Consider the following 13,439-nt stretch of genomic DNA (forward strand, 5'->3'; position numbering starts at 1 on the left):
TTCCTAGTGCTCCGTGGATTACGGGGCTGGCATGCACTCGATCACGCCTTGCTGCCCCGGGTGAGACGTTTGGCGAGGAGCTGGATCGCGACGAGGGCCATGAGCGCGGAGAAGGCTGCGTTGGACCAGAACGGGGAGATGGCGTGGGCCGTCAGCAGGCCAAGGGGAGAGGCGAGACATGCACTGATACCGACATATGCAGCAATGCGCATGCTTAAGTTGTTGCGGCGGGCATTACCGAGGGTGGCCGAAATTGACCCCGGGACCATCATCAGCAGAGATGTCCCCTTGGCGATAAGGTCGCTGGCGCCGAAGAAAAAGATGAGGATGGGCACGATGATGATGCCGCCTCCGACCCCGAGCAGTGCGGACAGGATGCCGGTGACCACACCCGTGAGGGCGAGGGCCACGGAGCTCAGAGGTGTCAGCGAAATGGCGTCGTCGCGTTCCGGGATGACGATCCACAGGCTGACCACGACCACGACCATGAAGCCCATGAACAGCCAGAACAGCAGGTCCCGGGGCAGCCGCGCCAGCAGGTAGGACCCAAGTTGTGCCCCTCCCACGATGCCGAGCGCGAGCATGAGCCCGGCGATCCAGTCGACGTTGCCGGACAGGGCGTACCCGGTGGCGCCGACAATCGAGGTGGGGAGAATGGCGGCCACGGAGCTTCCGACAGCGATGCGCTGATCGACTCCCAGCAGAAGCAGGGCAGGAACGACAACGACGCCGCCTCCCACGCCGAAAAGTCCGGAGAGATAGCCAGCGACCAGACCGAGCGATATGAGTGCCAGTGGCGATCCTGCCGAGTCGGCAGTACCGGGAGGGATTTCAGCCTGCCGCGTCACAGGTCCGGATCCATGTCGGGTTGGGCGTCGACGACGATTGCCGAACCGTCGGATCTCGGGTCGCTGGCGGCGTCGAAACCCGAAGCCAGGACACGGATGACATTGGAGTGCCCCAGGAGTTCGTCCCGCGGCTGAACCACCTTGAGCCCGTCCGAGCGGACGCGGAGTGATTCGAGGGCAATGGCGGGCACGTCCGCTTCGACGGTCACCGTCGCAGGGGTGTCTCCGTCGTCCTGTGCACCGACGGCCCACCGGGGCGCACTGGTCGCCTCGATGGCAGACGCGCCGCCCAGCAGCCGCAACAGCAGTTGGGCGTGGATCTGTGGCTGCGCCTGGCCGCCCATGGTCGCCAGCGCGTAGGCAAGTTCGCCATCCTGGAGCACAAGCACAGGCATCAGGGTATGGGGCGGCCGACGCCCCGGGGTGAAGGCGGCAGGGTGGCCGGGATCCAGGGAGAAGGATGTTCCGCGGTTCTGGAAGAGGATACCTGTCGACGGCTCGAGGATCGCGGCGCCAAAGGCCCAGTAAACCGACTGCACCAGCGAGACCGACCAGCCGTCGTCGCTGACGGCCACCAGCCCGACAGTGTCCCCGCTGGCCGCCCTCGCACTGCTCTCCGCGTCATTCGCAGCCAGAGAGATCAGTTCCTCGGCTGGAAACCGTGCGGTGTCCGGATCCGAGAGCCAACGCGACCGGACGCTGTTATTCGAGGCGAAAATCTCAGCAAGCTTGCCTGCATCGGCGCCGAGGGGGTCACTGAGGTTGTCGTCTTCAAGCGCGCGCAGCGTCCGCAGCAGGGAAAAGCCCTGCGTGTTGGGAGGACTGGTCAGAACCTCGGTTCCGCCCGCCTTTCCCAGAAGGGGGGATTCGACCGTCGGGGCGTACCCGGAAACCTCGTCTTCGGCGATCGCGCTTCCCCGCCGCTGGAGCCCGCTGATCCATTGACGCGCCACGCCGCCGGAATAAAAGTCGTCGGGGCCCTTCTCGATCAACTGTTCCAAGGTGCCTGCAAGTGCCGGCTGGACCAGCAGATCCCCCTCCACGAGCGCGGTTCCGCCGGGCAGAAAGACGTCGCGGCACCCGGGATCCGCATTGAGTGCCTGACGCTCGAGTCGAATGGCCCGTCCCACTGAGCGGGCCACCGGAACGCCGTCGCGCGCGCAGCCCAAGGCAGGGGAAAGCCGTTCCTTCCAGCCGAGCCGCCCGCCCAGGCCCGCAAGGGTGCTCCATCCACGGACGCCCCCCGGCACAGTGACGGTGTCGATGCCGCGGTCGGGAAGGACGTCCCCGTGGCGTTGCCTCAGGGTCTCCAGCCGTTCGTGCCCGGAGGCCCGGCCGGTTGCGTTCACGAAGCTGACCCGGCCCGAAGGATCACGAACCAGGGCGACGAGATCGCCGCCAAGGGCGACGTTATTCGGGTAGACAACACAGAGGACGGCGGCGGCCGCGATGGCGGCATCGACCGCATTGCCGCCATTGCGCAGGGCCTGGGCCCCGGCCTCTGTCGCCAGGTAGTGGGAGGTGGAGACCGCGCCTCCAACCGGGCGCAGAGGCATGGAGGCCTGGGTCATTCCTGCTCCTTGGGGATTGGCTGTGGTTCGGTGGAGGCTGCGGCCCGCAGCGCTTCGCGGAGCACCGACTCGACGTGGGCACGCGCCTCTGTCTCGGCGCGCAACGCGTCATGCTCGGCCAGGGCCTCGAAGATCCGCCGGTGGGCGAGACTTGATGCGGCCCGCCGCTCCGGGCTTTGAACGGAGCGGCGCCGGCTGGGGGCAATCTCGGTGGCGATCAGGTCCGTCAGCTGCGCCAGGAGGGGGTTATGGGTGTACTGGGAGATCGCCTGGTGGAAGATCCGATCGAGTTCGGCATACCGTTCGAGGTCGGTCTCCCGCTCCATCTCCTCGACCAGACCACGGAGCTGTTCGGCGTCGCCCTGGGTCAGCCTCTCCGCGGCCAGTGCGGCAATTGGTGGTTCGATGATGGCACGCAGCTCCATAATCCGGGCGAGCTCGGTCGTGCCGTTGGCGGTGCCGTTTGCCGCGGAGCTCAGCAGGGTCGTCAGCGCGGTGCCGGCCTGTCCGCCGCGCGAGGCAGCCGAGCGCACGATGGTCCCGCGGCCGGGCTTCCGGTCGATGAGGCCCCGGGCATCCAGCTGATGGAGCGCCTGGCGGATCGAGACGCGGGAAACACCGAAAAGCTGCCCCAGTTCCTGTTCGGTTGGTAGACGGTCCCCGGGCTTCAGCTCCCCTTCAAGGATCAGCCGCTCAAGATCGACCGCCAGGCGGTCAGGGACCGACAGTGCGGGCGACCGCCGCATTGATGACCATTCCACTTTCGCTCCTCCCGAAGGTCCCACGAGCCCCTTCGCATAATCAGATTTAGATAGCTTGACAGTTGGTCCTACCAACTGTCAAAGTTCTGGAACACCGTCCAGAATGTGAGGCACATCATGATTCGCACGTTTTCTTCCCCCTGGCAGCGTCTCGCCTATGCCGGCAGTGCCGTTCTCGCGCTGGCCCTCACCGGCTGCGGAGGCGGCCAGGCCGAATCCGCCGAAGGCGAGAGCTCCGGGTCGGCAAACCTTCCGCTCGTGAAGGACGGCGTCCTCACATCCTGTGCGAATTTCAGCACCCCGCCCAACATTTTCGCGGAGGCCGACGGCACGCCGGTCGGGGCGGAGGTGGACATCGCGAAGAGCATGGCCGAGGAGATGGGCCTGGAGACGGCTTTCCCCGAATACGCTTTCGCCGGCCTGATTCCCGCCCTCCAGGCCAAGCAGTGCGATGTGATCATGTCGACGCTGTACATCAAGCCAGAGCGGGAGGAGATCGCCGACTTCGTCCCCTACCTGCTCTCGGGATCCGGCGTTTCGGTCTCCAAGGAGAATCCCGCCGGCGTGACGGGTTTTGACGACACACTCTGCGGAGTCCGGGCCGCGGCCATCACGGGCGCCACGGGCGCAGGTCTGCTTGAGGAAAAATCCGCAGAATGCGAGAGCACCGGCATGGAACCCGTGGAAATCTCGCTTCTCGACCGAAGCGCGGACGCCCTCCAACAGGTGGTTGCCGGACAGGCGGATGCGTTCGTGGACACCTACGAGCTGATGAAGTACTACGAGAAGCAGTCCGACGGTGACTTCCAGGTCGTGGGCGACCCCGTGGGCCAAGTTCAGATCGGAGCAGCGACGCTCAAGGAGAACGCCGAACTGCACGAAGCCCTGGAGGACGCGTTCGGCACCATCGTCGAAAACGGCCGTTATGCCGAAATCCTGGAGGAGTGGGGATTTGAAGCCCAGGACATTGCAAACGCCGAATAAGTAACTGGAGCAACCACATGAAATTTGACTGGCCCTACTTCTGGGAAAGCCTTCTCTCGCCGAGCCCTCAGTTCCTCAGCGGCCTCGCGCTCACGGTTATCATTTCGGTCGTTGCGATGGCCCTCGCCCTTCTTCTCGGACTGGTCATCGCACTCATGGGACGGAGCCGGTTCCTCCCGTTCCAGCTCTTTGCCAGCCTCTACATCTGGGTGATCCGTGGCACGCCGCTGCTGGTGCAGCTCGTCATCATCTACACCGGTTTCGCCGCCGCGGGCATCTTCCGGTTCGAGGACACCGACGTCCTCGGCAGCCTCATCAAGGGAGCGGTCCAGGCAGCGATCATCGGGCTGATGCTCAATGAGAGCGCCTATATCTCGGAAATTGTCAGATCCGGGCTTGAATCCGTGGACCGCGGCCAGAATGAGGCGGCGCTCTCGCTTGGCATGACGCCCATGCATTCGATGCGAAAGATCATCGTTCCGCAGGCCATCCGGATCATGGTGCCGCCGTTGGGCAATTCGTTCAACGGCCTGATGAAGAGCACCTCGATCCTGTCGATCATCGGTGTCAGCGAAATGTTCCAGGTCGGGAGCACAATGAGCGCCGCAACCTTCAAGGTGTTCGAGATCTACATCGTGGTCGCCCTCTACTACCTTCTCCTGACGACGGTGTGGACCTTCATCCAGACAGCGATCGAAAACACGTTGAACGTCAGGGCGGGCCTGCCGCGCGCGGAACCTGTCTTCAAGCGCCTGTTCGGTATCCGAAGCCGCAAGCAGGCCACCCCGGCCCCCGCCATAGCTCTGCAGCCCGCCGACGCCGCCTAACGGAGTGAAAATGACTACGCAGCACGCCGCCTCGACCTCAGCATCGACTCCGCCCTCCGACCCGCACGACAACATCGTCCAGGCCGTCGATGTGTGCAAGTCCTTCGGTGACAAAAAAATCCTCACGGACGTCAACCTGACCGTGGCCCGGGGGGAGGTCGTTGTTATGGTCGGCCCCTCCGGTGCAGGTAAAACGACAATGCTCCGCACGATCAACCGGCTCGAGTCAATCGACTCGGGTGAGATCCGCGTCAATGGCGAACTCATCGGCCAGCGTGTGAACAAGCATGGCAAGGTCGTTGAACGTTCCGCCCGCGACCTCGCCCGCCAGCGGGCCGACATCGGGTTTGTCTTCCAGCACTTCAACCTCTTCCCCCACATGAGTGTGCTCGAGAATGTTTCCCTCGCTGCGGTGGAGGTGCGGCATCAGCCGAAGTCAAAGGTCAACGATTACGCCCGGGAGCTGCTCGAGCGCGTCGGCCTCGCGGACAAGGCCGATGCACGAACGCGTTCGCTCTCCGGCGGCCAGCAGCAACGGGTAGCCATCGCCAGGGCACTCGCCATGCGCCCGGCCCTCATGCTGTTCGATGAACCCACCAGCGCACTGGACCCCGAAATGGTGGGCGAGGTCCTCACGGTGATGAAAGGACTTGCCGAAGCAGGCATGACGATGATCATCGTCAGTCACGAAATGGGCTTCACCCGGGAAGTCGCGGACCGCGTTGTGGTGATGGACGCAGGCACCATCATCGAAAGCGGAGCACCCGAACAGGTATTTTCCAATCCGAAGCACGACCGGACCCGCCAGTTCCTCTCAAAGGTCCTCTGAACCGGCCCGGCCAGCGGCGGCTGGCGTAAGCTGCCGGCCCCGGAGGCGCTGATCCTCAAGGGGCGGAAGGCATACTTCACCGGACCCGCTGAAGCTTCATCTTCGGCAGGATCACACCGGGCCGGGTCAGTCCGTTTCCGGGCCGGTGCAGAAAGCGCAGTTGGGAGCGCACTGCAGCGCATCCCGTGGGCCCTGCCCGCGCTCCGAAGCGGTTTCGCCCTGGTTGCGTACCGGAAGGGCCCGGGCCTCGGTGGAACGGGTTGTGGGGTGGTGACGGGTCATGGTGCTCCTCGTGTTGCTGGTACGACGGACTAGAGCCGGTCGATGAACTGCACGACACCGCCGACGACAGTGCCAAGGACTCTGCTGGCGGCGAGCGCTTCGGGGGGCGTCGCCAGGGGATCGCATTCGAACGCGGTGAAGTCGGCGCGCTTGCCCACGGTGATCGATCCGGCGACCTCGGCAAGCCCTGCGGCGCGGGCGGCATGGGTTGTATACCCTTCGAGCGCCTGGAGGGGTGTGAGGGCTTGGGCCGGCCCAACCGCCGCATCGAGGGGGCGGTCGTGCCGCCGCCGCAGTTGGGCGTCGGCCAGGATCGGCAGGGGATCGAACGGCGCGATGGGCCAATCGGATCCGAGGACGAGGGTCGCTCCAACCTCCCGCAGGTCCCGGCAGCGCCAGGCCTGGTCGGCCCGCCCGTCACCCAGCCGCGTCGACCAGTTGTCGCTGTGGTCGGCCCGTGTGTAGTGGGTGCAGTGGGTGGGCTGCATGCTCGCCGCCACCCCGGCGGCGGCGAAACCTCGGATCACCTCGTCCGAGGCCGTTTCGATGTGCTCGATGCGGTGGATGACGGCAGGCGCCGAGGACGGAATCGACGCGATGGTGTCTAGGGCATGGGTGATTCCGGCGTCGCCGATCGCATGAGTCGCCGTCCGGATCCCGCGGGACGCGAAATAGTGGACAGCTTTGGTGTAGTCGGCCGGATCCGGCCAGAACGGCGCGGCTGATTCTCCGTTGACGTCGGGATAGGACAGCCACGCCGTGCCGTTGTCGATGGTGCCGTCGATGAAGAACTTGACCGCGTTGACGGCCCACCGCCGGCCGCCGAGCTGCATGAGATCGGCGATCGCACCCAGATCGGCTTCTGTGCTTCCCGGCATGCACCATGGGGCACAGTAGAGACGGAGCGGCAGTTCATCCTCCCGTTCGAGGTCCGCCAGAAGCTCAAGCGAGTCCTTATTCAGGTCCATGACGTGCCCGGCCGTCAGGCCGGCCCGGGACAGGGCGGAAAGGAATTCCTTGAGCCGCGTCCTGCGCGTCTCGAAGCCGTCTTCGGGCACGGCGGAGGCGACAGCGCTGATGGCATCCCACTCCAGCAGGAGCCCGGTGGGGTTCCCCGCGTCATCGCACACGATGCCGGGGGCCGTGTCGGCCGTCCGCGGGCCGTCGATTCCCGCCGCGGCCAACGCCCTGCTGCTGGCCAGGGCCGAGTGGGCGTCGAAGACCCTCACCAGGCAGGGGCGGCCACCGAGGACATCGTCGATCACCTTCCGGTGCAGCGGCACCGATCCAAAAACCGTGGGGTCCAATCCCCAGGCGAACACCCACTCCCCCGGCCCTTGGTCGGCTGCCTCACGGAGCAGCGCTTCCCGCAGCTGCTCGATTGTCTGCACACCGGATAGGTCACAGCCCCGGACGGTGTCCAGCGCCATCACGGGATGGAGATGTCCGTCAACGAGCCCCGGGGTGAGGGTTCCGGCACCGAAATCGACGACTTCAGTGTCGGCGGACCTCCATCCGCGCGCGTCCTCCCGGCTGCCGACCGCCGTGATGATTCCGTCCCGGACGGCCACCGCCTCGACCGGGCGCCTGCCTCCGTCCAGCGTGTGGACCGTCCGGGCCAGGACGATCAGGTCGGCTTTCATGGGTCCCACTCTTTTCTCGTGGACGGAGCGCTCAGGCACTGCTCGTGGCCGGGCTGACTGTTTTCTCGTCGAGGTCGACCGAAGGCGGCGGGCGCCGGAAACCGCGTGTCAGGACGACGAGATAGGCGACCCCGATCACCAGCCAAATCGAACCGACGGTGAAGGCCGATGCCGAAAGGCTGAACCACAGCCACACCGTCAGGAGGAACCCGACGGCAGGGACCAGCCCGTACTTGAGCAGGTCGCGTCCGCTCCTCCGGCCGTGGTCGATGAGGAAGTGCTTGATGGCTCCAAGGTTCACCAGCGAGAAGGCAAACAGGGCGCCGAAACTGATGACCGACGCCACTGTTCCAAGATCAAGGACAAGTGCGAGCAAGGAGACGGCCGACACGACGAGGATCGCCCCGACCGGAGAGCGGAAGCGCTCGCTGACCCGGCCGAAGACGGACCTGGGAATCACGCCGTCGCGCCCCATCGCGAACATGATGCGCGAGACGCTTGCCTGCGAAGCCATGGCGGATCCGACGCATCCGGCGATGTAGGCGGCGAGGAAGAAGGCAGCCATGACGTTGCCGCCAAGGCTGTTCATGATTTCAACGGCGGCCGCATCGGGGTCGGTGAACTCCTGCCAGTCGGGGAAGGCAAGGTGGGCCACCCAGGAAACCAGAATGAACATCACCCCGCCGATCAGCGTTGTCAGCAGGACGGCACGCGGCACCGTGCGCCGCGGGTCCTTCGCTTCCTCGGACATTGTGGATACCGCATCGAAGCCAAGGAAGGAAAGGCAGAGGATCGCCGAACCGCTCAGGATCAGGCCAAGCCGCAGGTCAGGGGAGAAGAACGGCGCCAGAAGCGACTGGCCTGTAGAGATGCTGCCGGCTGTCAGCACGATGAACACCGCAACGAAGACGATCTGCATGCCGACGAGGACGAGGTTCGCATTCCGCACGACCGAGATTCCGACAATATTGAGGACGGTGACCAAGGCGATGGCTGCCACGGTGAACACCCACATCGGTACGGAGGGGAACTGGGCGTTCAGGTACAGGCCGATCAGGAGGTAGTTGATGAGCGGAAGGAGGAGATAGTCGAGCATCAGCGTCCACCCGGTCACGAAACCTGCATGACCCCCGAAAATGCGCTGGGTAAAGCTGTAGGCCGATCCGGCGGAAGGTATGACCCGGACGAGAAAGGCATAACTAAGTGCTGTGAACATCATTGCTGCGAGGGTGACGACGTATGCGGCCGGCAGGTGGCCCTCGGTGAGGGTCGTGACGAGACCGTAGGTCGTGAAGACCGTGAGCGGGACCATATAGGCCAGCCCGAAAACAACCAGCGCGGGGGTTCCCATCACCCGGCGCAGGGCATGCTCCCGTTCCGGCGCCGCTGCGGCGCTGGATCCACGGGAATTCATTGCTTCCACGAGAACTCCTCGTTCTACCTGTCGGTTGTGCGTTCGATGGGATGTCGACGGTTATCCACCCGGGCTGATGGGCAGGAGGTGGCCGCCGTGCACTGCTTAGTGGATGGTTGCAGCGCTTTGGGCGGCAAGGGCTGCGACGATCTGGGTGGCGGTGAGCTGGCCCATGCGGATCGCTCCGTCGACGTGCTGGTACCCCTCCGCTGCGAGGTCCGAGCAGGACCAGTGGATGGGCCCGACCGGGGTGAGCTGGTGGCGCCCGTACCGGTGCAGGCCGCCGAGGTCGTAGCTGGAGGCATAGGCGCCGCGGGTCCATTCCTCCGACGCCCAGTCCGATTCGTAGTACACCTCGGGATGAAGTGCCTGGGGCCCGAGGAAGCCTGCGATGGATTCGAGGATCCGCTGCCGGCGTTCGGTGGGCTCCAGTTCAAACATGGCGTCGGCTTTCTCGTCCGATACGAATCCGACAAGTGTTCCGCGGCTGTCACCGTGGCTGGTGTTGTCGTAGACCTCCTGCACGATGGATCCCGCGCTGAATCCGGTGCCGGACAGGCCGTTGTCGCGCCAGAACGGACTCGAATAGACGGCGTGCACCTTGATGACGAGGCCGAGGGACTGATGCTGGTGCATCTGGTGCTGCCGGCGTGGGAGGGCCGGCACGTAGGATATCCGCGAATACAGGTTCGGCGGCACCGCTACCACGGCGTAGCGTGCCCGCACCGTGGCATTGTCCGCCTCCGCGGTCACCTCGGTTATTCCGTCCGGGTTCTCCGACCAGCGCAGGGTGCGCACGGGATTGTTGAGGAGGACGGCCTCTCCGAGCTCTTCGGCCATCCGTTCGGAGACCGACTGCATGCCGCCCACCACCCGCTTGTCGAGGATGAAGTCCTCGTCCACGAGGTGGGAGAAGGATCCGGCGGATGCCGCCATGAGGACCGCCTGGAGCGCGGAGAAGGCGTGGGCGGGCTTGGTGAGCATGCCTCCGGCAATGAACAGGCCGATGTTGTTGCAGGCCTCCTCGTCGTCCGACTGCTGGCGCAGCCAGTGATGGAACGAGATCGTGTCGAGTTCACGGGCCTGCGGGTGCTCCCAGGGTGCCTTGACGTTCATCTGGCCGACCAGCCCGTCAAGAACGTCGATGAGACGCGTCATTTCGGCCTGCGTGCCGGGGGAAACCGGAAACATTTCGCCGGTGTAGCGGACGGGCGTTCCGTCCGCCCCGATGTAGACCGATTCTCCCTCGCGGTAGCGGGAGTAGGTCTCCATACCAAGTTCCTGGAGCAGCCCCAGCAGTGCCGTCTGGTCGGGGGACACCCACTGCCCCCCAACCTCGAGCGTTGCTCCCTCGATGACATCCGTGTGGGTCCGGCCACCGACCCGGCCGCGGGCCTCCAGCACGGTCACGGTATGGCCGGCCCGGCGCAGCTGGCGCGCCGCCGTGAGCCCCGAGGGCCCGGCGCCGATGACGAGGACGTCGCTTGTGATGGTCCGCATGGGGTTCTCCAAAGGTGGAATGACTTAGATCACAAAATGAATGGCATTCATTTACGAAGAACTGTAGAGGACCGTGGAGGGTTTGGGAAGCGGATGTTCCCGGATGACGGACTCTAGGATCGGCCGATGGGTGCCGCTCCGTCGGTGATCCCTGGGGGCCGGCACTGCACTGAGCCGTTCCTGGCTACCGGCCGACCCCGCATCACCTAGGCTTGATGAAACAGGCTTGAGTGAACAACGGAATGGGCACCACACCCAGGGGAAGATCATGAAAATCGGCGTGAAACAGTACGTTTCCGGCGCGGTACTGCTGCTTGCGAGCACCCTCTTCGTCCCGCAGGGCGTCTCCGAGTTCGCAACCTCCGCCGCCACGGGAGAACCGGTTGCCCCGACGGCCGGGTTCAACCTTGCGGTCGGCATGGCGATGGTCCTCGCCGCGGCGGCCCTGCTGGCCTGGGGTTACTGGCTCACCCACCGGCGCGGGGCCCCGCCGAGGGGTCCGGTGGAGGACCCCGATGAACCACTCTTCCGTCCCGGCTACGCCAGCCGACCGGAAACCCCCGACTGGCGTGAGCATCCGCTGCGCCCGCGCGACGGCGACGGCGGAACCGGCCCGACCGCCCGCTAACCGGCCGCGGGAGCTCCCGGGGACTCCAGCCGGCCCAGTTCGGCCCGCAGATTCTCCCGGGCCCTCCCGTCCCAGAGTGCCGCGCCCCCCTCGGTGGAAAAGAGCGGATCGAGTGCCAGTAACTGGCGGACGACGGCGGCCCGCCCGGCGGTGAACGCGTCGTCCGGGACGTGGGCGTACTCCCTGCGGACCGCCGCGGTGTAGGCGTCGTAGTCTCCGCCGCTGCCACCGAGCACCGCAAGGTCGGCGTCGCAGAGCAGGGCCCCCGCCCGGTCGCCGGCGGCCGGTGCATGGGTTCGGGTCAGCAGCACCAGGCGCTCCACCTCGGAAACCTCGGCCGGATCGAGCACCCCCCGGAGCGAGCCGCCGGCGAGCGCGGCCGAGGCCTCCTCATCCTCCCCCGCCGTCCCCCGGTACACGGCGTCGTGGAACCACGCCGCCAGCAGCACCGGCCGGCGCAGCCCGGCGTCGTCGGCCTCCAGCAGTGTGTCCAGCGCCTCGAGCACCGCGAGCAGGTGGCTCAGGTCGTGATAGGCGCGGTGCGGCTCACTCCACCGCTCCACCAGGTCCTCGCCCAGCTCCGCGGTTCCCGGCAGGAGGGACTCCCACCGGCTGGCCAGCGCCGACTTCAGGCGTTTGGCACGGCGGCGGGCCGGTATCCGGAGCCCGCTGGCGACGAGGATCCGTGTCAGATCCCCTCCGCTCACCTCAACTGCGCCCCGGCGCACGAGATCGGCGTAGCGCCGGGCCGGAACGTCGTAGTGGTCCTCGTCGAAAGCCCGTTCCGGCACTCCGGCCTCCGCCGCGAAGGCGTGGAGTTCCGTCAGCGAGGCATTGGAGATGAGGTGGGAGAACTCGGTGCCGTGGGCCGGCCACCGGGGCGGGTCGATGAAGATGGCCATGAGGGAAGTCTAGTGAGCCGTTCCGGCCCGGAATGCCGCCGCCGCGACGGCGGGTACGGCGACGGGCCCGACGACCCTGTACAGATCCGGTGGCGTGTGCCATTCTTCCAATGTTCCTGCGACATCCCGTTTTACGCAGCCATTTGGGGGCAGCCATGAACGACCAGGCGACCACGGTGCTGGCGATCGGCACCAAGAAAGGACTCTGGCTGGCCACCAGCCGGAACCGCCGGTCCTGGTCCCTGTCCGATCCGCTGTTCCTCATGCAGGAGGTCCCCGGCGTCGGCATCGACACGCGGGGCGGGCGCACCCGCATCCTGGTGGGCACCCGATCCGAGCACTGGGGGCCGTCGGTCGTCCATTCGGACGATCTGGGCGCCTCCTGGACCGAGCCGGAACGCGGAAGCATCGGTTTCGATCCGGACGACGGCGCCGCCCTTGAGCGGATCTGGCAGATCCAGCCGGACTCCGAGGGCCGGCCGGGCGTGGTGTGGGCCGGCTGCGAGCCGATCTCTGTCTGGAAATCCACCGACGGCGGGGAGCACTTCGAACTCAACCGCGGCCTCTGGGACCACCCGCACCGCAGTGAGTGGGGCGCGGGGTACGGTGGGGCTGCGGCACACACCGTCCTCCCCAGCCCTGCCGACGACTCGATCCACGTCGCAATGAGCACCGGCGGGGTTTACCGCTCGGTGGACGGCGGAACCTCGTGGGAACCGCGCAACCGCGGCATCTCAGCCTACTTCCTGCCCGATCCACAGCCGGAGTTCGGGCAGTGTGTGCATAAGGTCGCGCGCGACGCCGGGAATCCGCGGCGGCTCTATGCGCAGAACCACCATGGCGTGTACGCCACTCCGGACGCCGGCGACACCTGGACCTCAATCGCCGAGGGACTGCCGTCGGACTTCGGCTTCGTCATGCTCGCGCATCCGCGCCGGGCTGGCACGGCGTGGGTCATTCCGCTGAAGGCCGACGGCGAGCGGATCCCGCCGGACGGCGAACTCGCGGTGCACCGCACCGACGACGGCGGCGTGTCCTGGTCCCGGCTGGACCGCGGCCTGCCCACCCGGGAGTACAACGCGGTGCTGCGCGATGCCGCCGCCGTCGATGCCGCCGATCCCGTCGGGGTGTACTTCGGCACCCGCGGCGGCAGCGTGTACGCGAGCGCCGACGAGGGTGAATCCTTTGTGGAGGTCGCCTCCCACCTTCCCGACGTCCTCACGGTGCGCGCCGCCGTCGTCCCGGATTGA

General features: G+C 66.3%; 12 protein-coding genes. 5 read left to right on the top strand and 7 right to left on the bottom strand.

Annotation, left to right across the window (positions count from 1 at the left end; genetic code table 11):
- Positions 1-41: 41 nt before the first annotated feature.
- From E2F48_RS11970 to E2F48_RS11980, 3 genes are read right to left on the bottom strand one after another with little or no spacing between them, the layout of a single operon-like run.
- Positions 42-848, bottom strand: coding sequence for a sulfite exporter TauE/SafE family protein (locus E2F48_RS11970; RefSeq protein WP_246018928.1), 807 nt, complete (start codon positions 846-848; stop codon positions 42-44).
- Positions 845-2,419, bottom strand: coding sequence for a gamma-glutamyltransferase family protein (locus E2F48_RS11975; protein ID WP_246018930.1), 1,575 nt, complete (start codon positions 2,417-2,419; stop codon positions 845-847). The genes E2F48_RS11970 and E2F48_RS11975 overlap by 4 nt, the downstream gene beginning before the upstream one ends.
- Positions 2,416-3,180, bottom strand: coding sequence for a FadR/GntR family transcriptional regulator (locus E2F48_RS11980; protein ID WP_133404226.1), 765 nt, complete (start codon positions 3,178-3,180; stop codon positions 2,416-2,418). Before E2F48_RS11980 ends, E2F48_RS11975 begins: the two co-directional genes overlap by 4 nt.
- A 117-nt stretch (positions 3,181-3,297) precedes the next feature.
- Between E2F48_RS11980 and E2F48_RS11985 the strand changes: the two genes are divergently transcribed.
- Genes E2F48_RS11985 through E2F48_RS11995 form a run of 3 tightly spaced genes read left to right on the top strand, consistent with a single transcriptional unit; the run spans position 3,298 to position 5,820 of the window.
- Entirely contained in the window at positions 3,298-4,164 is an 867-nt protein-coding gene (locus E2F48_RS11985; RefSeq protein ID WP_133404227.1) for an ABC transporter substrate-binding protein, read from the top strand.
- A 17-nt stretch (positions 4,165-4,181) separates the two neighbouring features.
- Complete coding sequence (locus tag E2F48_RS11990; RefSeq protein ID WP_133404228.1) at positions 4,182-4,991, top strand: amino acid ABC transporter permease; 810 nt, start codon at positions 4,182-4,184, stop codon at positions 4,989-4,991.
- A gap of 10 nt (positions 4,992-5,001) precedes the next feature.
- Positions 5,002-5,820, top strand: a complete 819-nt coding sequence (locus tag E2F48_RS11995; RefSeq protein ID WP_165968759.1) for an amino acid ABC transporter ATP-binding protein — start codon at positions 5,002-5,004, stop codon at positions 5,818-5,820.
- Between the two features lie 311 nt (positions 5,821-6,131).
- On the opposite strand, the gene E2F48_RS12000 is transcribed toward E2F48_RS11995, so the two are convergent.
- The 3 genes from E2F48_RS12000 to E2F48_RS12010 all read right to left on the bottom strand — a co-directional run bounded on the left by E2F48_RS12000 (position 6,132) and on the right by E2F48_RS12010 (position 10,659).
- Positions 6,132-7,745 carry an amidohydrolase gene (locus E2F48_RS12000; RefSeq protein ID WP_133404229.1) on the bottom strand — a complete coding sequence of 538 codons (1,614 nt, stop codon included), beginning with the start codon at positions 7,743-7,745 and terminating at the stop codon, positions 6,132-6,134.
- Between the two features lie 31 nt (positions 7,746-7,776).
- Entirely contained in the window at positions 7,777-9,159 is a 1,383-nt protein-coding gene (locus E2F48_RS12005; RefSeq protein WP_133404556.1) for an APC family permease, read from the bottom strand.
- Positions 9,160-9,264: 105 nt separating this feature from the next.
- Positions 9,265-10,659: a flavin monoamine oxidase family protein gene (locus tag E2F48_RS12010; protein WP_133404230.1), complete on the bottom strand. Its 1,395-nt coding sequence runs from the start codon at positions 10,657-10,659 to the stop codon at positions 9,265-9,267.
- A 226-nt stretch (positions 10,660-10,885) separates the two neighbouring features.
- Between E2F48_RS12010 and E2F48_RS12015 the strand changes: the two genes are divergently transcribed.
- Entirely contained in the window at positions 10,886-11,287 is a 402-nt protein-coding gene (locus tag E2F48_RS12015) for a hypothetical protein (RefSeq protein ID WP_133404231.1), read from the top strand.
- Here the strand turns inward: E2F48_RS12015 and E2F48_RS12020 are convergent.
- Complete coding sequence (locus E2F48_RS12020; protein WP_133404232.1) at positions 11,284-12,189, bottom strand: DUF4031 domain-containing protein; 906 nt, start codon at positions 12,187-12,189, stop codon at positions 11,284-11,286. The two genes, E2F48_RS12015 and E2F48_RS12020, sit on opposite strands and share 4 nt — an antisense overlap.
- 155 nt (positions 12,190-12,344) lie before the next feature.
- Between E2F48_RS12020 and E2F48_RS12025 the strand changes: the two genes are divergently transcribed.
- The gene (locus tag E2F48_RS12025; protein WP_133404233.1) at positions 12,345-13,439 is read left to right on the top strand and encodes a WD40/YVTN/BNR-like repeat-containing protein; all 1,095 of its coding nucleotides are present in this window, start codon (positions 12,345-12,347) and stop codon (positions 13,437-13,439) included.

It is taken from the genome of Arthrobacter crusticola, from assembly GCF_004357995.1.
GTDB lineage: Bacteria > Actinomycetota > Actinomycetes > Actinomycetales > Micrococcaceae > Arthrobacter_D > Arthrobacter_D crusticola.